Annotated in this window: 14 protein-coding genes and 2 tRNA genes; 6 read left to right on the top strand and 10 right to left on the bottom strand. The window is 38.1% G+C overall.

Annotation, left to right across the window (positions count from 1 at the left end; genetic code table 11):
- Positions 1 to 14 precede the first annotated feature (14 nt).
- On the top strand, positions 15 to 389 hold the full coding sequence (locus SOI81_RS03925) for a diacylglycerol kinase (RefSeq protein WP_002118962.1): 375 nt from the start codon (positions 15 to 17) through the stop codon (positions 387 to 389).
- A 176-nt stretch (positions 390 to 565) separates the two neighbouring features.
- On the opposite strand, the gene groL is transcribed toward SOI81_RS03925, so the two are convergent.
- The 5 genes from groL to SOI81_RS03900 form a co-directional block, all read right to left on the bottom strand.
- Positions 566 to 2,200, bottom strand: coding sequence for a chaperonin GroEL (gene groL, locus SOI81_RS03920; protein ID WP_016140195.1), 1,635 nt, complete (start codon positions 2,198 to 2,200; stop codon positions 566 to 568).
- Between the two features lie 58 nt (positions 2,201 to 2,258).
- Complete coding sequence (gene groES, locus SOI81_RS03915; RefSeq protein WP_002120604.1) at positions 2,259 to 2,549, bottom strand: co-chaperone GroES; 291 nt, start codon at positions 2,547 to 2,549, stop codon at positions 2,259 to 2,261.
- Positions 2,550 to 2,789: 240 nt separating this feature from the next.
- Complete coding sequence (blp1, locus tag SOI81_RS03910; protein WP_320541252.1) at positions 2,790 to 12,377, bottom strand: biofilm-associated Ig-like repeat protein Blp1; 9,588 nt, start codon at positions 12,375 to 12,377, stop codon at positions 2,790 to 2,792.
- 303 nt (positions 12,378 to 12,680) lie between these two features.
- On the bottom strand, positions 12,681 to 13,439 hold the full coding sequence (locus tag SOI81_RS03905; protein WP_320541251.1) for a metallophosphoesterase family protein: 759 nt from the start codon (positions 13,437 to 13,439) through the stop codon (positions 12,681 to 12,683).
- Positions 13,420 to 14,358 carry a diacylglycerol/lipid kinase family protein gene (locus tag SOI81_RS03900; protein ID WP_239976033.1) on the bottom strand — a complete coding sequence of 313 codons (939 nt, stop codon included), beginning with the start codon at positions 14,356 to 14,358 and terminating at the stop codon, positions 13,420 to 13,422. Before SOI81_RS03900 ends, SOI81_RS03905 begins: the two co-directional genes overlap by 20 nt.
- Positions 14,359 to 14,749: 391 nt before the next feature.
- On the opposite strand from SOI81_RS03900, the gene pckG reads away from it, so the two are divergent.
- The gene (pckG, locus tag SOI81_RS03895) at positions 14,750 to 16,582 is read left to right on the top strand and encodes a phosphoenolpyruvate carboxykinase (GTP) (RefSeq protein ID WP_016140191.1); all 1,833 of its coding nucleotides are present in this window, start codon (positions 14,750 to 14,752) and stop codon (positions 16,580 to 16,582) included.
- A gap of 41 nt (positions 16,583 to 16,623) precedes the next feature.
- On the opposite strand, the gene glpD is transcribed toward pckG, so the two are convergent.
- A complete protein-coding gene (gene glpD, locus SOI81_RS03890; RefSeq protein ID WP_320541250.1) occupies positions 16,624 to 18,141 on the bottom strand; it encodes a glycerol-3-phosphate dehydrogenase in 1,518 nt (505 codons plus the stop codon).
- A 154-nt stretch (positions 18,142 to 18,295) separates the two neighbouring features.
- Positions 18,296 to 19,804, bottom strand: a complete 1,509-nt coding sequence (gene glpK, locus SOI81_RS03885) for a glycerol kinase GlpK (RefSeq protein ID WP_125697394.1) — start codon at positions 19,802 to 19,804, stop codon at positions 18,296 to 18,298.
- Positions 19,805 to 20,175: 371 nt separating this feature from the next.
- On the opposite strand from glpK, the gene kgtP reads away from it, so the two are divergent.
- Together kgtP and SOI81_RS03875 are read left to right on the top strand one after the other, a co-directional pair.
- Positions 20,176 to 21,507, top strand: a complete 1,332-nt coding sequence (gene kgtP, locus SOI81_RS03880) for an MFS transporter (RefSeq protein ID WP_080649424.1) — start codon at positions 20,176 to 20,178, stop codon at positions 21,505 to 21,507.
- Between the two features lie 116 nt (positions 21,508 to 21,623).
- On the top strand, positions 21,624 to 22,046 hold the full coding sequence (locus tag SOI81_RS03875; RefSeq protein WP_016140187.1) for a hypothetical protein: 423 nt from the start codon (positions 21,624 to 21,626) through the stop codon (positions 22,044 to 22,046).
- A gap of 23 nt (positions 22,047 to 22,069) precedes the next feature.
- Here the strand turns inward: SOI81_RS03875 and SOI81_RS03870 are convergent, their stop codons facing one another.
- Both SOI81_RS03870 and folD read right to left on the bottom strand, forming a co-directional pair.
- Positions 22,070 to 22,738, bottom strand: coding sequence for a class I SAM-dependent methyltransferase (locus SOI81_RS03870; protein WP_239976035.1), 669 nt, complete (start codon positions 22,736 to 22,738; stop codon positions 22,070 to 22,072).
- Between the two features lie 256 nt (positions 22,739 to 22,994).
- Positions 22,995 to 23,843 (bottom strand): bifunctional methylenetetrahydrofolate dehydrogenase/methenyltetrahydrofolate cyclohydrolase FolD, encoded by an 849-nt coding sequence (gene folD, locus SOI81_RS03865; protein WP_016140185.1) that lies wholly within the window; start codon positions 23,841 to 23,843, stop codon positions 22,995 to 22,997.
- Positions 23,844 to 23,995: 152 nt separating this feature from the next.
- On the opposite strand from folD, the gene SOI81_RS03860 reads away from it, so the two are divergent.
- Together SOI81_RS03860 and SOI81_RS03855 are read left to right on the top strand one after the other, a co-directional pair.
- Positions 23,996 to 24,069: transfer RNA gene (locus SOI81_RS03860), tRNA-Cys, on the top strand.
- 11 nt (positions 24,070 to 24,080) lie between these two features.
- Positions 24,081 to 24,166: transfer RNA gene (locus tag SOI81_RS03855), tRNA-Leu, on the top strand.
- A gap of 100 nt (positions 24,167 to 24,266) precedes the next feature.
- On the opposite strand, the gene phoD is transcribed toward SOI81_RS03855, so the two are convergent.
- Entirely contained in the window at positions 24,267 to 26,030 is a 1,764-nt protein-coding gene (phoD, locus tag SOI81_RS03850) for an alkaline phosphatase D family protein (RefSeq protein ID WP_320541249.1), read from the bottom strand.
- Positions 26,031 to 26,077 lie beyond the last annotated feature (47 nt).

Below are 26,077 nucleotides of genomic sequence, written 5' to 3'. Positions count from 1 at the left end.
AGAAATATAAGTAAATGAATAGCTATTCTCCTTATAAGGGTAAAAGTGGTCTGAAACGCATACTCAATGCTACGGGCTACTCCATTTCGGGATTTAAAGCAGCCTATAAAAATGAGGCCGCTTTTCGCCAAATTGTTTTGATAAATATTATTTTGATCCCAGTTAGTTTTTTTCTTGATGTGAGCCGTAGCGAACATGTATTACTGATTATCGTATGTCTTTTTGCAATGATCGTGGAACTATTCAACTCGGCTATTGAGGCAGTGGTTGATCGTGTTTCTCTTGAGAAACATCAACTTTCTAAAAATGCAAAAGATATGGGAAGTGCGGCTCAGTTTGTTGCACTCTCTATCATCGCTATTACTTGGTTAATTATTTTATTAGGCTAAAAAAAACCATGCCTACAAGTAAATAAGCATGGTTGTAACAAAAGAGGAACTTCTAGCTGCTGTTCCTGTTTTTTAATATAAGCAAGTGAACTTAATTATTTCTTAAAATTATGTGAAAAATAAAAAAAATCCCTGCATAAGCAGGGATTTTTTTTGGTTAAAGCGTTGATGCGATATTACATCATTCCGCCCATACCACCCATGCCACCCATATCTGGAACAGCTGGTTTATCTTCAGGAATGTCAGTAATCATACATTCTGTAGTTAACATTAAGCCAGCCACAGAAGCAGCATGCTCAAGTGCAGAACGAGTTACTTTAGCTGGGTCAAGAATACCCATTTCTAACATATCGCCATATTCACCAGTTGCGGCGTTGTAACCAAAGTTACCTTCACCATTCTTAACAGCATTGATGACTACAGATGGCTCGTCACCAGCGTTTGCAACGATTTGACGAAGTGGAGCTTCGATCGCACGGCGTAAAATATTGATACCCGCTGTTTGATCTTCGTTAGCGCCTTTTAAGTTGTCTAATGCATTTACCGCACGTACTAGAGCAACACCACCACCAGCAACAACACCTTCTTCAACCGCAGCACGAGTTGCATGAAGCGCGTCGTCTACACGGTCTTTCTTCTCTTTCATTTCAACTTCAGTCGCTGCACCGATTTTAATTACAGCAACACCGCCTGCTAATTTAGCAACACGTTCTTGTAATTTTTCACGGTCATATTCTGAAGTAGATTCTTCGATTTGAGCACGGATTTGTTGAACACGTTCAGCAATACCAGCAGCATCACCCGCACCATCAACGATAACTGTGTTTTCTTTAGAAACAGTGATTTTGTGCGCAGTACCTAAATCTTGAAGAGTCGCTTGCTCTAAAGACATACCAACTTCTTCAGAAATAACAGTTGCGCCAGTCAAGATTGCAATATCTTGAAGCATTGCTTTACGGCGGTCACCGAAACCAGGAGCTTTAACAGCACACACTTTAATAATACCGCGCATGTTGTTTACAACAAGCGTAGCAAGTGCTTCACCTTCAACATCTTCAGCGATGATAAGAAGTGGTTTACCAGTTTTTGCAACTGCTTCTAAAACAGAAATCAATTCACGGATGTTACTGATTTTCTTATCAACAAGAAGGATGAATGGGTTTTCAAGTTCAGCAGTTAAAGTATCTTGCTTGTTTGCGAAGTAAGGAGAGATATAACCACGGTCAAACTGCATACCTTCTACGACGTCTAATGCGTCTTCGAAGCCAGAACCTTCTTCTACAGTAATTACGCCTTCTTTACCTACTTTTTCCATCGCTTGAGCGATAAGTTTACCAACAGTAGTGTCAGAGTTTGCAGAGATAGAACCTACTTGTTCGATCGCTTTGAAATCATCAGCTGGTTTTGCATTTGAACGGATATTTTCAACTACAGTTCTTACTGCGATATCGATACCACGTTTTAAATCCATTGGGTTCATACCTGCAGTTACAGATTTGATCCCTTCATTCAAAATTGCTTGAGCAAGTACAGTTGCAGTTGTCGTACCGTCACCAGCGATGTCGTTAGTTTTGCTAGAAACTTCACGAACAAGTTGAGCACCCATGTTTTCAAACTTGTCTTTTAATGAAATTTCTTTAGCAACAGTTACACCGTCTTTAGTGATGTGCGGAGCACCGAAAGAACGATCGATAACAACGTTACGACCTTTAGGGCCTAAAGTCACTTTAACCGCATCTGCAAGTACGTTTACACCTGCAATCATTTTTGAGCGAGCTGAATCACCAAATTTTACGTCTTTAGCTGACATATTAAACTCCGAATCTTTTTAAATACTGAATCTGATAATGAATTGAGTTATGGATTGATTAGCCTTCCAACACAGCTAAAATGTCTGACTCTTTCATAATTAAGAGTTCTTCACCACTTACTTTCACTGTTGTACCTGCATAAGTACCAAACAATACTTTGTCACCAACTTTAACATCCAAAGCACGTACGCCATTCTCAGTGATTTGACCATTACCTACTGCAATTACTTCACCTTGAGATGGTTTTTCAGCAGCAGAACCTGGAAGTAAAATACCACCAGCAGTTTTGGTTTCTTCTTCTACGCGACGAATTACAACGCGATCATGTAATGGACGAATGTTGCTCATAATTAACTCCATCAGACTAAGTCTTTTTGATTAATCGTTATTGCTTTAATCCAGAGCAATAACAAAATATTTAGATGTCACTTTTGTGGGGATGAAAAAAAAGGCTTCAAGGGGAAAATGAAAAAAAACTTATCTTTTTTGGTCATTTTTTAACAGGTTGTGAAGAGTTTTTATTAAATTTAAAGCAAAAAATAAAAGAGGCCATTTTCATAGCCTCTTTTATAAAGATAAATTTTATTTTTAAACAAATAGTTGCTGATTATTTAACAATTCATCTAATGTTGTATTGACCTGATTTAAGGTTATCAATGACGTGCTACTAAACATTGTACCTTCACCATCTCGGTCAAGACTAATAGTCGTGTTTCCAGCATCTTGCTCAACAGTAATAAATTTCGCTAATGTGTTCACATCTTTAGAATAGTCAATCAATAGTTCACTTAAATCGATTTTGTCAGCTTGGGGGTCAGTTCGTACATCACCTAAAGTAAAATCTAACACCGTGTCATGTCCATTCCCGCCTGTCGCATCTTGGCTATTTAGCAATTGGAACAGAATGGTATCAGCACCTTCATTAGTCATATAGGTATCGTTACCTTCACGCCCATTCAAAACGTTATTACCAGAGTTACCTGTTAAAAGATTATCTAAAGCATTACCTGTTGCATTGAGATGAGCAGAACCAACCAACTCTAAGTCTTCAACATAACGCCCGCTTTCTAGATCTGTCGACCAATCAGAATATCCAACCAGACTATAACTCACAGAGCTAACTATTTTATCGTGTCCCCCAAAATCGACATCTCGGTAGCCTGATTCGACAAGCTGGTTCTCCCAATAGCCACTTTCTACCCAAACATCTTCATAGTGGCTAGTATCTACCCAAACATCTTCATAACGGCTAGCATCCACCCAAACATCTTCATAATGACTTGTATCAAAATAGATATCTTCAAAATGACTAGTATCAACCCAGCCTTCTTCTGAACGTATATAGGTCAGTTCGTAGCCTTCTTGCCATTGTTCATTTACAGCATCATAATGTTGTTCTACATATCGACTATAGTCGCTCTCTGCCGTGCCATTATCTATATAAGTTATATTATCTTGATTTATATATATTTTTTGTATAGTCGAATAACCACTTATGATCCACTGCTTTTCATAATATACATCTGTTATTAATTGTTGTTCATAATATCCATCAACAAGCCATATCTGTTCATAATGCCCTTCATTAATCCATTCTGGATACATATAGCTATTATCAACCCAAACATCTTTATATGTTGCATACGGCTCAACAGTATATTCTTCAACAAAATCACTTATATGATCAACTACATATGTATTATCCGTAGCATCACCTTTAAATTGATCAACAGTGATGGTAGGTAAATCACTAATTATTTGGCTAATGGTTTCACTACGGTTTCCAGCACGATCAATAACAGTAAGGTCAAATGATGTTGCAGTCCCATCCACATAAGTAGAGAAAGTTCCATCTGCCATGACCGTAGTACTTGTTACAGAAGGTTCTTGATCAGCAAAATAATAAGTCACTTCAACAGTAGCATTGCTTTCGGCATGTCCTACCAGCCAATTCCCCCATTCATTTATGGCAAGCTGGGTGACCACTTTCGGTGCTGTTGTATCATTTATAGCAACAACCGTTGTACCCACACTCACATTTTGATTGGCATCAACTATTTTTACCGTCAATGTTTCGCCATGCCAATATTGTGACCATAATTGCGCCAAGAAAGTACCACTACTTCCAACCGTAGTCTGACCAACTAAATTATTATTAACATCAAAAATATTAACCGTTGAATATGCTTCCGCTTGTCCTGAAAGTATATTTCCATCTGCTAAAACAAGCTGAGTTGCTGCATTTGGCGCGACGATGTCTATGGGTGCCTTAATTTCGGTGTAAGCACTTTGATAGCCATTTTGCTCCACAACAATGCGTAAAGTTTGCCCATTCGCCTGAGGTGAGTATAACTGGATATTAAAATGCCCTGTTTCATCTACAGAACCACCACCAATATAATTACTATACACATCAAAAATACGCACCTCACTATTTAGTGAAGCAGTTCCCTCAATAAATAAACCATTTTCAGATACAACGACCTGATCTGCTGTTGGTGGTGCATTAGTATCTGGATTAAAAGTAATATTAAGTGGGGTACTTATATTTTTGGCTAAATCTGTTGCCGTGATAAATAACTGCTCTCCACGTAATAATGGTGGATAAATACTAGCATTGAAATATCCAGCTTCATCCGATTGAAATTCTGCTCGTAAATCTCCATCCGCATCCATTACTTTAATGATTACTTTCGGATCAGCTTGTCCCGTAATACCATAACCGTCATTACTAATCACCACATCATTAATTACTGGAGCAATATTGTCTAAAGGCGCAATAATTTCAGAGATTAGGCTATATTGATTGATATTCTGGTCATAAACTCGAACTTGTAATGTCTGTCCCTGTAGATAGTAATCAATTAACTGAATAGTAAAACTACCATCTTCATTCACGGCATTATTCCACCCTCCATTAATGATCTGACCATCAATAGATGTAACAACAATCGACATTCCTACTGTTGCCTTTCCTGTCAGAATATGGCCATCTATATCTAGTTTTAGCTCTGTTGCAGTAATTGGTGAATTCGAAAATACAGGTACTAACTGATGAGCAACTTCGCTTCGGTTACCAGCAATATCTTTGACAACAATACTCAAATTTTGTGTCTGGTATTGACTCAGATTAATCCATTGATTAAATGTGCCATCGTACCAAACATAAGTTGTTGTGATAACTGCACCATATTGATCAATAATTTCAATCGTTGCATTTGGCTCAGCCTCACCAAAAAGCAATCCGTCGGAGGTTAATGTAATATTTGAAGCAGCTGGTGGTGCAACATCATCAATTAAAGCATTTTGTTTAACCTCAACACTTCGGTTACTTGCTTGATCAATTACAACAAAAGTAAGCTCTTCTCCATGTAAATAGACTTGATTAAAATAACCTGACACATTACCAGCACCATCTACATAACCAAAACCTACAACCTCACCCGCAGCATTTTTGACTTCAATTCGAGTATTTACTTCTGCTTGCGCCGTAAAGTTTTGGCCGTTTGAGTCGAGCACAATATTTTCAATCGGATTTGGTGCGATATCATCAATCAAAGCATTCTGCTTGATCTCTGTACTGCGGTTACCCGCTCGATCAACTACAACAAAAGTGAGCTCTTCTCCATGTAAATAGACTTGATATAAGTAACCAGAAACATTACCCATGCTATCGGTTGAACCAGATCCTACAACCTCACCCGCAGTATTTTTAACTTCGATTCGACTATCTGCTTCCGCTTGAGCTGTAAAGTTTTGACCATTTTCATTTAAGACGATGTTTTCAATCGGATTTGGTGCAATATCATCAGTTAAAGCATTTTGCTTAAATTTAAGACTTTGATTACCTGCTTTATCTATAACAGTAAAATTGAGTTCCTCACCTTTTAAATAAACCTGATTGAAATAGCCTGTCACATTACCAGTGCTATCGACATAACCATAACCGACAAACTCACCCGCAGCATTTTTGACACTAATAAAACTATTTGCTTCTGCTTGTGCCGTAAAATTTTGCCCATTTTCATTAAAGATAATATTTTCAATCGGATTTGGTGCAATGGTATCCATCAAAGCATTTAACTTCATTTCATCACTACGGTTACCTACTCGGTCTATGACAACGAAAGTGAGTTCTTCTCCATGTAAATAGACTTGATATAAGTAACCTGAAACATTACCCATACTATCTGTTGAACCAAACCCTATGACTTCACCAGCAGCATTTTTGACTTCAATCTGACTATTTGCTTCCGCTTGTGCTGTAAAGTTTTGACCGTTCGCATCAAGTACAATATTCTTAATCGGATTTGGCGCAATATCATCAAATGGAGCCTTAACTGAAACAGCTTCACTCACATTTCCAGCTCGGTCTTTAATAGTGACTGTGAACTCTTCACCATGTAAATTATAAGTACCGAAAGAAATAGTGAATGTACCATCAGCATTTACACTCTGATTCCACGTATTCATCTGTTGACCATTTTGATCAAAAATCTGAATGAAGGTATTTGGCTCAGCTACACCAGAAAGGGATGAACCATCTTCACTAAACGTGAGATTACTTGCAGCCATAGGAGCAACATCATCAATCGGTGCTTTTACAGTAACCCCACCACTCAAATTACCCGCCCGATCTACTACAACTACCTTAAACTCTTCGCCATGCAAATAATTAGTATCTAAAGAGATGCTAAATGTTCCATCCCAATTAACATTATTATTCCAAAGATTTAATAATTGGCCATTCTGATCAAATATTTGAATCGTAGCATTGGGTTCAGCCATACCAGTTAGATATGAACCATCTTCGCTAAATACTAAATTAGTCGCATTTTCCGGCGCAGTATTATCAAGAAAAGCTGTTTGTTTTACCTCAACGCTCCGATTACCAGCTTGATCAATCACAACAAAAGTGAGTTCCTCACCTTTTAAATAAACTTGATTCAAGTAACCTGAGACATTACCAGCACTATCTACATAACCAGAACCTACAACCTCACCCACAGCATTTTTAACTTCAACTTGAGTATTTGCTTCTGCTTGCGCTGTAAAGTTTTGACCGTTTTCATTGAAGATGATGTTTTCAATCGGATTTGGTGCAATGTCATCAGTTAAAGCGTTTTGCTTGATCTCTGCACTACGGTTACCCGCTCGGTCAACGACAACAAAAGTGAGTTCTTCTCCATGTAAATAGACTTGATATAAGTAACCTGAAACATTACCCATACTATCAGTTGAACCAGACCCTATGACTTCACCAGCAGCATTTTTGACTTCAATTTGAGTGTTTGCTTCTGCTTGAGCTATAAAGTTCTGTCCGTTCGCATCAAGTACAATATTTTCAATCGGATTTGGTGCAATCTCATCAATCAAGGCATTCTGCTTAACTTCTGCACTACGGTTACCTGCTCGGTCAACGACAACAAAAGTGAGTTCTTCTCCATGTAAATAGACTTGATATAAATAACCTGACACATTACCAGCGCCATCTACGTAACCTGAACCGATGACCTCACCCGCAGCATTTTTAACTTCAACTTGAGTATTTGCTTCTGCTTGCGCCGTAAAGTTTTGACCGTTTGAGTCGAGTAAAATATTTTCAATTGCATTTGGTGCAATATCATCAATCAAGGCATTCTGCTTAACTTCTGTACTACGGTTACCCGCTCGGTCAACGACAACAAACGTGAGCTCTTCGCCATGTAAATGTACTTGATAAAAAGATCCTGAAACATTGCCTGTACTATCTGCTGATCCATACCCGATGACATCACCATTGGCATTTTTAATCTCAATTTGGCTATTTGCTTCTGCCTGAGCTGTAAAGTTCTGCCCATTGATATCTAATACAATATTTTCAATCGGATTTGGTGCGACATCGTCATTCAAAACACTCTGCTTGACCTCCGCACTGCGGTTACCCGCTCGATCTACTACAACAAAAGTAAGTTCCTCACCGTGTAAGTAAACTTGCGGGAAATAACCAAATACATTACCTAAGCTATCGGTATAACTAGTAGTAATCTTATTTCCATCCTGATCGAATACATCAATAGAGCTTCCAGCTTCTGCCTGAGCTGTAAAGCTTTGACCATCTTCGTTGAAGATAATATTTTCAATCGAATTTGGTGCAATGGTATCAATTAAAGCATTTTGCTTAAATTCGACACTTCGGTTACCTACTCGATCTATAACAACAAAAGTAAGTTCTTCACCATGTAAATAGATTTGACTGAAAAAGCCTGAGACATGACCAGCACTATCTGTAGAGCCCCAACCCGTCTGATTACCCAATGAATCAAAAACTTCGATCTGACTATTTGCTTCTGCTTGTGCTGTAAAGTTTTGACCGTTAGCATCAAGTAAAATATTTTTAACTGGATCCGGTGCAATATCATCAAGTGGAGCTTTGATTGAAACAGCTTCACTCACATTTCCGGCTTGGTCCTTAACGGTGACCGTGAATGCCTCTCCATGTAAATTATTGCTGCCTAAGAAAATAGTAAATGTACCATCCGAGTTGACGGTATTATTCCATATATTCAATGGCTGACCATTATGATCAAAAACCTGAATCGTAGTGTTCAGTTCTGCTATACCTGTAAGATATGAACCATCTTCTGAGAAAACTAAATTAGTAGCTGGTGTAGGAGCAACCGTATCAGCGGTAATTACAGTATCGGTGCTTACTTGTCCGCGCGCATCTGTGATTGATAAGAACAACTGCTCACCATCAACAAGAGGACGCTCAAGCTGGAGTTTAAAATAACTTGATCCATTCCAACCGTTATCTTCACCGACTTTAATTTCAGCTACGATTTCCCCTTTGGCATCTTTAACAATGAGAGTACTATTATTTTCAGCTTGCCCACTTATTACTCCGTCCGAAGTAAAGCTATCTACATATGGGGCAAAAGCATAGTTAGGCGCCTGTATCTGAGCTGCTAAACTTACATTTCCATTTACATCTGTAGCCGTGACATAAACTGTCTCGGCATTGGTTAAAAACATACCTAGTTCTATCGAGAAACTTCCACTTTCATCGGTCCAGTTATTCCAGAACCATTTATTAAGAATGTTTCCTTGTCCATCTTTAACTAAAATTTCAGAGAAAGGTTCTGCATGACCATAAACTAGATCACCAGCATCATTGAAATTTAAATCTGTTGGAATAGGTGGAGGAGTCAGATCTACAATGATATTCTGCTCAGGACTCATCAAACCTTTATTATCAATAATTTGAACGGAAATTTGCTCTCCATCAATTAAAGGTCGGTTTACACTCAAGCTAAAATGGCTAAATTCATTCCAACTATTATCATCACCTAATGTAACCTTTCCTAATTCATTTCCTTCAGCATCACGCACGATTACCGTACTATTATCTTCAGCAACTCCAGAAATTAAGCCTTCTTGTGTAATACGTTCGACATGTGGAATATAAGCAAAGTTTGGAACTTCAATTAGGGTTTCACTAACATTCTGATTTTTATCCACTACCTGTACGGTAACCGATTCGCCTTCTTTTAAAAATTGGAAAACAACTAAACTTGCAAAGCCTTGTTCATCGGTAAAACCTGTAGCAATTAAATTGCCTTCTCCAGAAAATGCACGAATAAAGCTGTTCGGCTCATTAACATGTACTGATAAAGTTTCACCACTAACATCAAACTGTGGAGTTTCTATAAATACCGCGGGCGTATAGTCTGCGGTAATATATTGTGGATGACCTGAAACATTATCTTTATCTGTAGAGATAATAATTTGAGTCCCTTCCTCCAAAGGCTGATCGAGGGACAAAGTAAATGGTCTAACTTCACCTAATGCCATTACACTAAAAGGCGTAACACCAGAGCCCTCAAATGCAATGGAGTTAAACTCTTGTAGAATATTTCCATTCTGATCTTTTACAATAAAATGACTACCTTCAGTCGCATAACCAGTGATCAAACCTTCTGGACTAATTCTTGTAATACTAATAGCTGGAACTTCAGTAACTAGTCTAATTGATGAATTTTCACTGCTATAACCATTATAAGTAGCGACTGCGTAAACTTCTTGATTTGAGTTAATTGAAAGATCTTGTAAAGTATATTTACCTTCTTCATTCGTTATTGTACTTGCAAGCCAATCACCATTTTTATTGTAGATATCGACCTTACTTCCTTTATATGCACTACCTGAAATGATAGCTCCATCTATATTATTGAAAGTCAGTGAATCTAGGGTTGGTGAATTCGGAGTATGATCCACATTATAATTTTGGGTATGTTTGATAATGGCTGTATTGCCAGCTTGATCAGTAAGACTAATATCAATTGATATATTGGTTTGCGATTCTTCTGACCACAAGAACTCTGCTGGAATTTCAGTAACCCACTCTTGGGTGACCTCATCAAAATGAAAGTTATAAACAACATCGTTTAAAGTCGTATTTACTGAAGTCAGTGAACTATTTAAATCTGTTGGTAGGTTACCTACTTCCAGTCTTATAGAAATAATTTGATCTTTTTCAACTAGACTTATTGTATTGTCTTCGGTAATCGGCTTTACAGTTACTGTAGTTGATTCAACATTTAAGGAATGATCTACAACTACTTTTTGTATAGCAGATACTGAGGTATTCCCTGCAACGTCTGTTACTACAGCTTTATATTGATAAACACCGTCAGCTAAATCTTTTTGATCAGCTGTTGTTTCTTGCCAAGTTTTTCCATCATCTTTTGAAACTTCATAGTGGTCTAATAAAGCAGCTTGCTCTCCGATCACAATCGGTTGAGCTAGCTTCAAAGTAAAATTATTATCTTGCGTAATCTGGTCTGTTGCAGAAACACCTGTATCAGTCAAATCAGCTAAAGTGAGTTCACCTGCTTTTGGCGCCGTAGTATCTACAACAACTTTTTGTATAGCGCTTTCAGATACATTGCCTGCAATGTCTGTCACTACGGCTTTGTAGAGATAAATACCATCAGCCAAATCTTTTTGAGCAACTGTTGTTTCCTGCCAAGTTTTTCCATCATCTTTCGATATCCAGTAAGTGATTTGGCTATTCACTTCTTGTCCGCTAACCTTTAAATCAAAAGTTTTATCTTGCGTAACCTGATCTGTTGGCGAAACGCCTGTATCGTTCAAATCGGATAAAGTTAGTTCGCCTACTTTCGGCGCTGTTGTATCTACAACAACTTTTTGTATAGCAGTTTCTGACGTATTCCCTACAATGTCTGTCACTACGGCTTTGTAGAGATAAATACCATCAGCCAAATCTTTTTGAGCAACTGTTGTTTCCTGCCAAGTTTTTCCATCATCAGTAGAGACTAAATACTTTACTCGGCTACCATTTTCCTGTCCTTCAAGCTTTAAATTGAAGTTCTTATCTTGCGTAATCTGGTCTGTTGCCGAAACACCCGTATCAGTCAAATCAGCTAAAGTCAGTTCACCTGCTTTTGGCGCCGTAGTATCTACAACAACTTTTTGTATAGCAGTTTCCGAAGCATTTCCCGCTCGGTCCGTTACTACGGCTTTATAAAGATATACACCATCAGTTAAATCTTTTTGAACAACCGTTGTTTCCTGCCAAGTTTTTCCATCATCACTAGAGACTAAATACGCTACTCGGCTACCATTTTCCTGTCCTTCAACTTTTAAATTAAAGTTTTTGTCTTGAGTGATCTGGTCGTTTGTTGAAACTCCAGAATCTAAAAAATTTTTGAGATTCAAAGTACCTGGCTCAGGGGGCGTCGTATCTTTAGAATCTTTTCGAGACAATAAAGCAACTGTTCCTGCCCCTGCTAAAGCACTAACTACCCACGACCAGATAGGTACAGAAGATGAAGAATCTATAAACTTTGGTACATCTTTTAATTCTAAATAATTAACACTAGTCTGCCCGGTAGCATCTTCACCCAAATTGGCAGTCCAATAACGTTGCCCGTCATTTAAAATAATTTGTGGATTTTCACTTACAAAAAAGTTTTCTAAAACAATCTCAGTTCCATCTTTTAGATGAATAACTGCACTATTTCCGTCTCTTGTTATTGAAGCAATCTTTTCTGGATTTATATCGATTTTTGCGATTTCTTTAGGATCTACTACAATATTTTTTGTCTGGCCTACATTAATATCAACTGGATTATTTTTTGAAGCATTATTTGCCATTAATGATACTTGTACCATTTTTCCACCATGAATTTTTAAATAATTATTAAGTTTCTCTAAAATATTAAGTCAAATAGATACTCATTTTAATCAAATATTATTAACTATCATAAAACACTAACCCCTTATTATAGCTACTTAAAATTGCGGCTTTTTATATAGTTAAAAATTTTTATGCATCCATTAATATTATTTTTAAAATGATAAAACATTTAAAATGTTTTTCTATTCCCCATATATAGAATTTGAGCTTAGGCATTGTAATGGATAAAATTTTATCAATCTACTCTTAAGTTAAATGTCTTATAGTGTTTTTATAAATTAAATTAATTGAAAAACCTTTAAATCATCATTAAACCAATAATGATTAATTTTTCCTTCATTTGAAATGACATTAAAACTATTCGGAACATGGTAATGTAAACGGCTAGAAGTTGCTGTTCCTGCATGAATATCATAAATAGGATGATCAATCTTTAATTGATAAATTTGCGTTAAATCATATACAGCAGTTTTATGTAAGTGCCCATGCAACATACCAAATAGCCCAGTCGTACTCCATTTTTCTAGAGCCATTTTTCCTAATACAGGACAATCTTTAATACCATGCTCATCATCAGGCGGGGTATAAAAAGGCTGATGAAAAACAACTAATTTGATTTTATTTTTTGGTGCTCGTTGTAATCGCTCATAAGTCATCTGAATTTGTTCAATCGAAATATGTCCACGAGTATGATAGCGGCGACGTATACTATTCACTCCGACAATATAAAAATTCTCAGTTTCTAAAGTTGGTTCAAGCTGACCAAAAAAATATTGATAGCGAGTAAATGGTGAAAAAAAACGATTCCAGACATGGTACAACGGAATATCATGATTACCAGGCACAACAAGGTAAGGAATATTAAGACTATCTAAAAACTGACGACAATTATAAAACTGTTGATATCGAGCACGCTGAGTAATATCTCCACTCACAACAATAACTTCAGGTCTATGTTCGGTACAAAAAAGCCGAATTGCATCTAAACAGGCATCAATTTCTGTTCCAAAATGCAGATCAGACAGATGTAACAACATTTGGCACCATAATATTTAAAGCATTTTTTTCTACAGTGAAATTTAAAGGGGGTTTCATCTCTATTATTTCACCATCTAAAGCAACTGTGAGTTTCGATTTTTTTGCACATTCAACCACAACGTGATCTGCACAAAAACTATAAACATCTTGTGCTTCTTCTACTTTGCCTTGAATCCACTGCCACAACATGTTTAATAAACTAAGCCTATCACTTTTTGTAATGACCACTCCAGCGACCCGTCCTTGTGCAGCACAATCGGCAATCCTTAATTTCATATCACACAATTGCAATTGGTTATTACCAAAGAAAATTAAAGGTGTTTTAACTGGATATTTCTTCCCATCAACTGTGACAGATAGTTTCATGGATTTATTTTCTCTTAATAAGACATCCAGAGCTGAGGTATAGGCATGTAAAGGTAAACGTCCTAAGTACTTATTATAAAGCTCACGTTTTTTTATAAATAATGGATACAACCCTAGGCTCGCATTATTCAAATAAACATGATCATTAATAGTCGCAATATGTACAGAACGAGATGTACCTGTAGCGATAACTTCAGCAGCTTCTAACAAATCTAAGGGTATATCTAAAACTTTAGCGACATAATTAAAGGTTCCCAAAGGTAAAATTCCCATAGGAATATGAGTATGTCTAAGCTTTGACGCTACTGCATTTAAGGTTCCATCCCCACCCGCTGCAACGACAACGCCTAAATTTGTGTTTTGACTATGCCGATGGATCACTTGACTCATCAAATCATCAAAGGAAACATCTTCTGCCAATTCAAAAACTTGTATTTCGAAACCAAATTCGGTGAATAAAGTCATTAACTGCTCATACATATCTTCATGTTTTGACGCATGAAAACCCGATTTTTGGTTATAGATGATAGAGAGAGGTTTTAAAGTCCGCATTTTTATTATCTTAGAGGGATTCATCACAAATATTGTATATAAAAACGTCTAATAAAAGTCCCTTTATGTAAATTTTGAATGAACATCATCTATATAATCAATAATAATTCTCAAGAAAAAAATTTAATTCAAAATGTTGATTTTTAAAGAAATAAATATGATAAATAACATACATACAACATAAAAATATGACCAATAAGATATTGTAAAAAAACACAAGTTATTGATTCAAATAATAAAAAATTTAAAAATCAAAATATCTATTTCTTAGTCTTTAGTCTTATTTTTTTTATGATTTTGTGCTTTAATACAGCCACTTTTTTATTTGATCTTTCATTGTACCTCTCAATGAATGACTTGTACGTTGTACATATTTTGAATAGGCCTCACCATGACCACAGTGAACGCACCAGAATTCGTTCGTCATCCTAAGCTTATCGCATGGGTTGAAGAAATTGCAAACTTAACCAAACCAGCAAAAATCGAATGGTGTGACGGAAGCGAAGAAGAGTATCAACGTCTAATCGACTTGATGATCGCTAACGGCACCATGCAGAAATTAAACCAAGAAAAACATCCTGGTTCTTATCTTGCAAATTCTGACCCATCTGACGTTGCACGTGTTGAAGACCGTACTTACATCTGCTCTCAAAATAAAGAAGATGCTGGTGCGACAAACAACTGGGAAAACCCGGCTGTTATGCGTGAAAAATTAAATGGTTTATTTGAAGGCTCAATGGAAGGCCGTACAATGTACGTTGTTCCTTTCTCTATGGGTCCTTTAGGTAGCCATATTGCTCATATCGGTATTGAGTTAACTGACTCTCCTTACGTTGCTGTTAGCATGCGTAAAATGGCTCGTATGGGTAAAGCAGTTTATGACGTATTAGGTACAGACGGTGAGTTTGTTCCTTGTGTACATACAGTAGGTGCTCCACTTGCTGAAGGTCAACAAGATGTTGCTTGGCCATGTAACCCTGAAAAATACATCGTTCATTATCCAGAAACTCGTGAAATCTGGTCTTTCGGTTCTGGTTACGGCGGTAACGCATTACTGGGCAAAAAATGTTTAGCTCTTCGTATCGCTTCTGTCATGGGACGCGAACAAGGTTGGTTAGCTGAACACATGCTTATTCTTGGTGTAACTAACCCTCAAGGTGAAAAACACTACATCGCTGCTGCATTCCCGTCTGCATGTGGTAAAACGAACTTTGCAATGTTAATTCCGCCAGCAGGCTATGAAGGTTGGAAAATCGAAACTGTAGGTGACGATATTGCATGGATCAAACCAGGTGAAGATGGTCGTTTATATGCGATTAACCCTGAAGCTGGTTTCTTCGGTGTAGCTCCTGGTACAAATACCAAGACTAACCCTAACTGTATGGCAACTCTTCACAAAGATGTTATCTATACAAACGTAGCGGTTACTGAAGATGGTCAAGTATGGTGGGAAGGTCTTTCTAAAGAAGTTCCAACAAACTTAACAAACTGGAAAGGTCAACCTCACGTAAATGGTGAAAAAGCAGCGCATCCAAATGCTCGCTTCACTGTTGCAGCTGGTCAATGTCCTTCTATCGATGCTGACTGGGAAAATCCAGCAGGTGTTCCAATTTCTGCATTTATCTTTGGCGGTCGCCGTGCAGATACGGTTCCTTTAGTTTCTGAAGCTTTCGACTGGGTTGACGGTGTATATAAAGCTGCAACTATGGGTTCTGAAACTACTGCTGCTGCTGTTGGTCAACAAGGTATCGTTCGTCGTGACCCATTCGCGATGCTTCCATTTGCTGGCTACAATATGGCTGACTACTTCGATCACTGGTTAAACATTGGTCAAGAAGTACGTACAAAAGCTGAAGCTGCCGGTAATAAATTACCAAAAATCTTCAACGTAAACTGGTTCCGTCGTGATGCTGAAGGCAACTTCGTATGGCCTGGTTTCGGTCAAAACATGCGTGTTCTTGAGTGGATCATTGACCGTTGTGAAGGTCGTGCAAATGCTGTTGAAACACCAATTGGTCTTGTTCCAACATATGACGACTTGAACTGGCAAGGTACTGAATTCTCTAAAGAAGAGTTTGACCTCATCACAGCTCAAAATAAAGATCAGTGGATTACTGAAATTGAAAGCCACACTGATTTATTTAATAAATTAGGTGATCGCTTACCTAAAGCATTAAAAGAACGTCAAGCAGCTTTACTTGAAGCTGTAAAAACTGGCTTCTAATTGCCAAATATAAAAAAGGTCGCTATGTGCGGCCTTTTTTATTATGCGGCATCATCTTTTTGTCGACGCTCAGATAAATAAGCTTCTAATACTTTTACTTGTTTTTCATTAAATGCTAGACCGAGTTTAGTTCTACGCCACAATATATCCTCAGCAGTACTCGCCCATTCATATTCACATAAATATTTAACTTCACATTCAAATAGATTATGTCCAAAATTTTGGCCTAATTGCTCTAATGCATTTCGCTCTTGAAGCATATTCCACACTCTTGTGCCATATGCATGCGCCCAACGGTTGGCAAGTGACTCAGAAACTCCGCTTATACGTGACTGAATCTGATGCGTTAAATCATCTAATGTTGTCCAATTTTCGGCTCCCGGTAATGGCTCGTTTGCAGTCCACTCCTCTGCCATATTATTAAAAAACGGGGATAGATCTTCTAAAGCAGCCTCTGCCAATTTCCGATAAGTCGTGATCTTGCCGCCAAATACAGATAACAAAGGTGCTTTTTTATGTTCACTCTGCAGCGCCAGAGTATAGTCACGGGTAATTGCAGATGGATTATCTGACTCATCATCACATAACGCTCGTACACCCGAGTACTGACTTACAATATCAGCTCGAGTTAACTGCTTTTTAAAATGTGAATTTGTCACTGTTAAGAGGTAATCTATTTCTACATCGGTAATCTCTACCTTTTGTGGATCACCTGTATATTCCTGATCTGTCGTACCAATCAACGTATATTTTTCCAAATATGGAATTGCAAAAACGATGCGTCGGTCTTCATTTTGCATAATAAAGGCTTTATGACAATCATATAGTTTTGGTACAACAATATGACTTCCTTGGATCAATCGGATTTGATAAGGCGATCTTAAATTTAGATTTTCACTAATAACTTTCTCGACCCAAGGTCCTGCCGCATTCACTAAAGCTCTTGCACGGATCTGATAAAACTCAGCCCCACTTTGTAATTCCAAATGCCACAGTTCTTGTTCTTTATAAGCCTTAACACATCGTGTTCGTGTCACGACTTTAGCACCCTGCTCTTTGGCCTGTAGTGCATTTAACACTACAAGACGTGCATCATCTACAGTACAGTCAGAATATTCAAAACCACGCGTGATAGCTGGTTTTAAAGGGCTATCTTCTCTGAAGTAAATAAGATTCGAACCTAATAATTTTTCTCGTTTTCCCAAGTGATCATAAAAAAACAGTCCTGCACGAATTAACCATGCAGGGCGTAAATGTGGTCGATGAGGCATAATAAAACGCATAGGTTTAATAATATGTGGAGCTTTAGCCAATAGCACTTCACGCTCTGCTAGAGCTTCTCTAACCAATCTAAATTCTTTATGTTCTAAATAGCGCAGACCACCATGGATTAATTTGCTACTAGCAGATGAGGTGTGGCTAGCTAAATCATCTTTTTCACATAAAAATACGGACAGACCACGGCCTGCTGCATCATTAGCAATACCGACGCCATTAATACCGCCACCAATTACGGCAAGATCATATATTTTTGAATAATCATTAGGCTGTACTGTCATTTCTCATTTTCTTTTTATTGTTGATCTTATAAAAATTAAACCATCAAATTGATGAAACAACAATCAAAAAAGTAGAATAATCAATTTTAAATAACCAAGTATTTAATCGTTAATTGATTACCCCACTATTGAATTCAACCAGCTAAAGAATAGATCAATCCTCAGCCCAACTTTGACTACGCTTCACTGCCTTGAGCCATCCTTTATAAATCAGCTCGGATTGCTCAGAAGACATTTTCGGTTCAAATACCTTTTCTATGGCAGATTTATTCCTTAACTCGTGAAGGTCTTGCCAGAAACCCGTCGCCAATCCAGCTAGGAAAGCCGCCCCCAAAGCAGTGGTTTCTTTCATTATGGGACGTTCTACTGGTGTCGCTAAAATATCGGCCTGAAATTGCATCAAGAAATTATTTTCGGTTACTCCACCATCAACTCGAAGTGTGCGAAGCTCTTCTTCTGCATCTTGCTGCATAGCATCTAAAACATCCCGAGTTTGAAAAGCAATCGACTCGAGAGTTGCACGAATAATATGTTCAATACTGGCACCACGTGTCAGACCAAAAATTGCTCCACGCGCAGTTGGGTCCCAATACGGTGCACCTAATCCGGTAAAAGCAGGAACGACATATACACCATTGCTGTCTTTTACACGTGTTGCATAAAGCTCAGAGTCTTTAGCGTTCTTAATGACCTTTAACTCATCGCGTAACCACTGTACGCAAGAACCACCATTAAATACGGCGCCCTCTAATGCATAGTTCACTTCACCATTGGCACCACATGCAATAGTAGTCAGTAACCCATGCTCTGAACGGACAATCTTCTTACCCGTGTTCATTAATAAAAAACAGCCCGTACCGTAGGTATTTTTTGCTTGGCCTGACTCAACACACATTTGACCAAACAGTGCAGCTTGTTGATCACCTGCAATTCCTGCAATTGGAATACCTACTTCTTGCCCACTGATGGTATGTGTATATCCATAAACCTCAGATGAGCTACGAACTTCGGGTAGCATTGCTCTAGGAATATCTAAAGCTTGTAAAAGTTTTTCATCCCATTCAAGCTTTTCTATATCAAAAAGCATGGTCCGTGAAGCATTGGTAAAATCAGTAACATGGACCGCCCCATTGGTGAGTTTCCAAATTAACCAAGTGTCCACTGTACCGAACAACAGCTCTCCTCGCTCAGCGCGTTCACGACTTCCTTCAACATGGTCTAAAATCCATTTAATTTTTGTGGCTGAAAAATACGGATCAATCACTAGACCTGTGGTTTTTCGAATGTATTCTTGCCATCCTGCTTTATGCAATTGATTGCATATTTCAGTCGTCTGTCTACTTTGCCAAACAATCGCATTGTAAATAGGCTTGCCCGTTTTTTTATCCCAGACAATTGTGGTTTCCCGCTGATTTGTAATGCCAATTGCTGCAACTTGTTCACTCTTAATACCTGCTTGAGCTAGAGCTTCCACCCAAACAGCACTTTGTGTTGCCCAAATTTCCATAGGATCATGCTCGACCCAACCTGGCTGCGGATAAATCTGAGTAAATTCTCTTTGAGCAATACTTACAACGTTAGCATCATGATCTAAAACGATTGCTCTTGAGCTTGTAGTTCCCTGATCGAAAGCCACAATATATTTTTTCGGGCAACTTGACATCTGAATGTCCCTTTCATTATCCACACACATCTAGTTCACAATGCCAAAACATTATGTCTAACTGTATTTATTAAAAATTTTCTTTGGAATATATCATTATTTTTAAGGTATACAGGAATTCTTCGCCTAAACATCACTCATTCTTTATCAGTTTTTTACTACTTGGGAAAAATAATATGCGAAATATGAGAATTAGATGATGAAAATATATTGATCGGCTAATTTGAAATCACATAAATATTCAACTTATTCCTTTGCTTAAATAATAAACATTGTTTTACAGACATAAAAAAAATAAAGTGAAATACTCCTCTAGAAAATATGTAAAAACGGAATAAATCTTTTCTTTTAGCATTCAACCCAAGCGAAACATGGAGCGACTCATGGTTGATCAACCTTCTACCGCAACAACTCCACAACCTCATTTAGATACAAAAACACGCCTAAAATCAATTTTGGGTGGTTCTGCGGGTAACCTTGTCGAATGGTACGACTGGTATGTATATGCCGCATTCACGCTCTATTTTGCTCATGCATTTTTCCCAAAAGGTAGCCAAACTGCTCAGCTCCTTCAAGCAGCCGCAATTTTTGCGGTAGGATTTCTCATGCGCCCGATCGGTGCATGGATTATGGGAATCTATTCAGACCGTAAAGGGCGTAAAGCAGGCCTTACACTATCCGTCACATTAATGTGTGTAGGTTCGCTGCTTATTGCAGTGACACCAAGTTATGAAAGTATTGGTGTATTTGCCCCTCTTCTTTTAGTAGTCGCTCGTTTAATCCAAGGCTTAAGTGTAGGCGGCGAATATGGTGCTAGTGCTACCTATTTAAGTGAAATGGCGGAAAGAAACCGTCGAGGTTTTTTCTCTAGCTTCCAATATGTAACATTGATTGCCGGTCAGCTCACAGCTCTATGTGTTCTATTAATCTTACAAATGGTACTAACCGAAGAACAACTTCATGATTGGGGATGGCGTATTCCATTCTTTATCGGGGCTTTACTTGCTATTGTAGTTTTCCGTATTCGACGCGGCCTATTAGAAACCCAATCTTTTAAAAATGCTCAAACTGAAACAGACCAGCCCAAATCAGGCATGTTTGCTTTATTTAAACATTATCCGAAAGAAGCGTTCACAGTATTGTTTTTAACAGCTGGTGGGACATTAGCTTTCTATACTTACACAACTTATCTGCAAAAATATTTAGTGAATACTTCTGGATTTACTAAACCTGAAGCTACCCAAATTACAACCTTAGCGCTATTTATTTTTATGTGTCTACAGCCGGTAGCGGGAGCTTTATCTGATCGTATTGGTCGTAAGCCACTCATGATCGCTTTTGGTGTAACTGGGGTTCTATTTACTTATATTCTATTTAATACCCTTGCAACGACAGACAACTATTGGACTGCTTTCTGGTTATGTTTAGCAGGTTTGGTCATGGTAACTGGCTATACATCAATTAATGCCGTAGTTAAAGCTGAACTCTTCCCTGCTCATATCCGAGCTTTAGGGGTAGCTTTACCTTATGCAATTGCTAATACATTATTCGGCGGTACAGCAGAGTTCTTTGCTTTAAGTTTTAAAGAAGCTGGACATGAATCTTGGTACTTTATTTATGTCAGTATCATGATCTTCATTTCTCTCATTATTTATATTTTCATGAAAGACACCAAGCATCATTCGAAAATTAAAGAACATTAACAATTTTCTCATAAGAGCTAATATCGTTCGCCGATGTTAGCTCAAACATGCGATTAAGCCCCAACAACCTCTGTATTTTATGAGATACTAGCTATAAGAAAATAAGGACGATACTGATGAATAGAAGTATTTTATGCTTGGCATTAAGTAGTATGTTTGTTTTAACTGCTTGTCAGACCACCCCTCGACAATATAATGGTTCAACTGGATACCAGATTGAAAACAAAACAGAAACTTCAGCGACTTTAGCTTACACTTTAGCTGGTCGTAATAACCAGCAAATCGATGAACGTAAATTACAACGCGCTTGTCAAAATGTGCTAGGCGCTCAGAAAGTTTATAAATTATCAGTTTTGAGTATTAACGAAATTCCTAATCCAGCAAAAGATGAGCATTATGGAATTCAACTCGGTGAAACTCGTGCTTCTTTTGGTTTATCGAATACACCTAGTTTAAATAATGGTGAAGACTATGCAACTCGCCAAGCGCTTGAAGCACGTCCAAGCACACTAAAAGTTGTTCGTTATACTTGTTCATAAAATAAAAAAAGACGCTGTTCTTTTTACAGCGTCTTATAAAAACTCACATTTCTAAATTCTTTAGCTTCATCCAGATCAGGCCATGTAGAAGCACTTCTTTCATCAATCTTTTGATATTTCGGGTGACTAAAGTTTTTAACACGGCTATCAGCCACCCAGACTTCTGACGCAAACTTTAAAAATTCATCTAAGAAGAACCGATTACATTGGTCATATAAAACATCAGCTGCCAATAAAACATCGACTTGCTCAGCCTTATATAAATCCTCTAAATATTCTAGCTCAACATCATTCAACAAAGCGTTTTCGCGGCAAGCATTTAAACTAACTTGATCAATATCACAGCATATTACTCGTTTTGCTCCTGCCATTTTTGCAGCAATTGCGACTACACCGGAACCCGCTCCAAAATCCAAAACGACTTTATCTTTAACATGATGTGGCTCTGCAAGTAACCACTGAGCCATCGCCAAACCTGAAGCCCAACAGAAGATCCAATACGGCGTATCATTCCAAATGCGGCGAATAACTTCGTCATCTAAGCGATCAGTTGGAAAAACAGGTGGAATCAACCATAAAGAAATAGGTGTTTCTGGTAACTGTTGTACCATCAATTCACAATTGGGAATAACCTCATTGAGTGCTTGAAGTAAATGTTCAGGGGCTTTGGTCAATTGAAAGGTGCAGCTCATCAGATTTCTTTTAATTCATTTTTATAACAAGCATAACAGAGTCATTCCATTATGATTTGAATTTTTACCTTAACCTTCGGTTGGACCTACTTTTCTTTCGGGAAAAGTAGGCAAAACCATTGTCATCCGCAAAACTCGGCAGATACTCTCTAGAATCGAAAGCATCGCAGAAACATTAAATTTTTAACGTATTTCTGCCTCAAACAATTGCGGATGACGGTTACGCATATCAAATAACAGCCTAGCGTTAATTAAATTAACCTAAAGCTTTTTCAGCAGCTTCTACAGTTTGACGAATCAAAGTTGTAATAGTCATTGGACCAACACCACCTGGTACTGGTGTGTAAGCAGAAGCAATTTCTTCAATACCTTGTAGTTGGATATCACCAACACCACCACCATCACGCGGATGGAAACCAGCATCGACAACCACTGCACCTTGTTTAATCCAATCTTTTTGGATCAATTCAGCTTTACCAACTGCACCTACAATAATGTCAGCTTGTTTTACCAGCTCAGGTAAATTTTGTGTACGTGAATGGCAAATCGTTACTGTTGCATTGGCTTGCAATAACATCATTGCCATTGGTTTACCTAAAATTGCAGAACGCCCAACCACAACTGCATGTTTACCAGCAATTTCGATATTATTTTCTTTTAAAATGGTCATGATGCCGGCAGGAGTCGCCGAACCATATGCAGCTTCGCCCATAGCCATACGGCCAAAACCAAGACAAGTTACACCATCAACATCTTTAGCTAATGAGATTGCATCAAAACATGCACGCTCATCAATTTGTGCAGGAACTGGATGTTGTAAAAGAATACCGTGTACATCTGGATTAGCATTAAGTTTTTCAATTTCTGCTAATAATTGTTCTGTTGTCGTTTCTTGTGGTAGTTCAATTTTTAAAGAATCCATGCCAACTCGACGGCAAGCATTTCCTTTCATGCGTACATAAGTTGCAGATGCGCCATCATCCCCAACCAAAATAGTCGCCAAAATTGGGGTACGACCTGTTTTAGCTTTTAAAGCTTCTACACGTACTGACAAATTTTCTTCAATTTGCTTTGCTAATGCACGACCGTCTAAAACCAATGCCACAGCACATCTCCAAGGTAGACATGAATTTAATGTGCCAATAATACATGATTATTTGGGCAAATTTATTCTAGATGTTGCTTTTATGTTCATCTTATCTCAAAACAGTATTGTTTTTTTTCTAAAGGTTGCTAATATGTGCATCACCAAATGTAGGCGGGGTGGCAGAGTGGTCATGCAGCGGACTGCAACTCCGTGGACGCCGGTTCGATTCCGACCTCCGCCTCCAAATTTGGTAAAGCCCGGGTGGTGAAATAGGTAGACACAGGGGATTTAAAATCCCCCGCCCACAAAGCGTGCCGGTTCGAGTCCGGCCCCGGGCACCACTTTCTAGTACAGAAATTGGTGCAATAAAGAATCCAGCGTAAGCTGGTTTTTTTATGCCTAAAAAAAGGGATATTTATTACTATCCCTTCCCCCATATATCTAAGCAGTTTTTTTCTGGTCTTTTTCAGGTGTTAAATTCGCATCCAACACTAATTGATAGTGTCGGCTTGAATCTACTTTATATTCTGCATTTTTAATTGAATCTACAAAAATCCAATCCGATTGCACCTGTTTATCATCAAGCGTAACCGCAAGATAGCCCCGCTGATTTAAATTACAATAGGCCAACTCATCGATAAGCGTAGTAAAAGCAAATTCAAACTGTTGCAACTGAGCTAGCGGAATACTGAAATATTTTTCAAGACCTGATGAAGAAACCGAGCTTGTTGCCAGTTCAACACCAACATATTCCCCTTTTTGGCTATACAAGTAAGATGTCCATGCATTATGGGTATCGCCAGCCAAAACAATAATTTTCTTATTAAACTCTACCAACTTATCATACACAAACTCTCGCTCAGCATAGTAACCATCCCAAGCATCGAGATTATATGGCACTAAAGTTGTGACTCGCGCTTTTTCTTGAATAGTTAAATTTGGATCACCCTGCTCTAATCGCAATTTTAAAGCGACTAATTCTGTAATTTGCGCATTCATTTTAGCTAACGTATCAGGCGAAGCTCCCCCTGAAGTAATTTGCCCTAGAGAAGCCAACAATTCAGCAGGAATCCACATTTTACTCATTAAAACTTGCTGACCAATCACATTCCATGTTGCGGTCGATTTATTTAATTTATCAACCAACCAATCTCTTTGTGTGTGTCCCATTAAAGTACGCTTTGGATCTGTTAAATCAGTCTGAAATTTTTGAGCATCTAAACCAGATGCTGTCATGTAATCTTTATATTCAAGCTGTTTATCTCGCGCAATAATACGTGTATCCAGCATCGTCAACTCAACCAATGAGCCAAAATTAAATTGACGATAAATATTCAAATGATCGGTACTAGAAACTGGGCGAATTGGCATCCATTCAAAATAAGCTTGTAGAGCAGCTAATTTACGCTCTAAGAAAAGACCTTCATTACTTTGATGATTTTCTGCACCTTCGCGCCAAGTATCATTCGCTAGCTCATGATCATCCCAAATCACAATGAAAGGATGACGCTGATGCGCTGCCTGTAAGTCTTTATCTTGACGATACAGCGCATAACGTTTGCGATAATCATCTAATTTAATAATTTCTTTATTATTATCTGATGGCAGAGTACGGCCCAGCTTTGCAGCATCTTCTGTCGCATAGCCATCAGCCCCATATTCATAAATATAATCGCCCAAATGGATGACAACATCCACATTCTGTTTTGCCATTTCACGATAAACGTAAAAATAACCCGCAGGATAATTAGAACAAGAACATACTGCGAAGCTGACCTTATTGATAGTTACAGGTAATGTTTTTGTTTGCCCTACTGGCGAGACTATGCTACCAAATCGAAAGCGATAATAATAAGTCGTACCCGCCTGTAGACCTGTTGCATCCACCTTCACGGTAAAATCGTCAGTTTTAGTCGTTTGAACCGTACCAGTCTTTAAATTCTGAGTAAATTGATTATCGGTGGCAATTTCCCAAGTTACTTTCAGGCGCACCCCAAAATCTGTCGGTGTCACACGTGTCCACAAAATGACTCTGTCTTGTAATGGATCCCCACTTGCTACCCCATGAAGGAAATCTGCTTGCGCTTCTGAACTTTCATCATCGGAACCATCATTACACCCTGTAAAAGCAACAGACAAAGATAGTGCCCCAAAACCGAATAGACTTTTTTGAATTAATTCTCGGCGTGAAATTTTCTCTGACATAAAATTACCTAAGTTTTAAGCAATGAGTGTCTTAAATTTAGGTAAAT

It is taken from the genome of Acinetobacter pittii (assembly GCF_034067285.1).
In the GTDB taxonomy this organism is placed as follows: domain Bacteria; phylum Pseudomonadota; class Gammaproteobacteria; order Pseudomonadales; family Moraxellaceae; genus Acinetobacter; species Acinetobacter pittii_E.
This window is presented reverse-complemented; position numbering and strand designations above follow the sequence as displayed.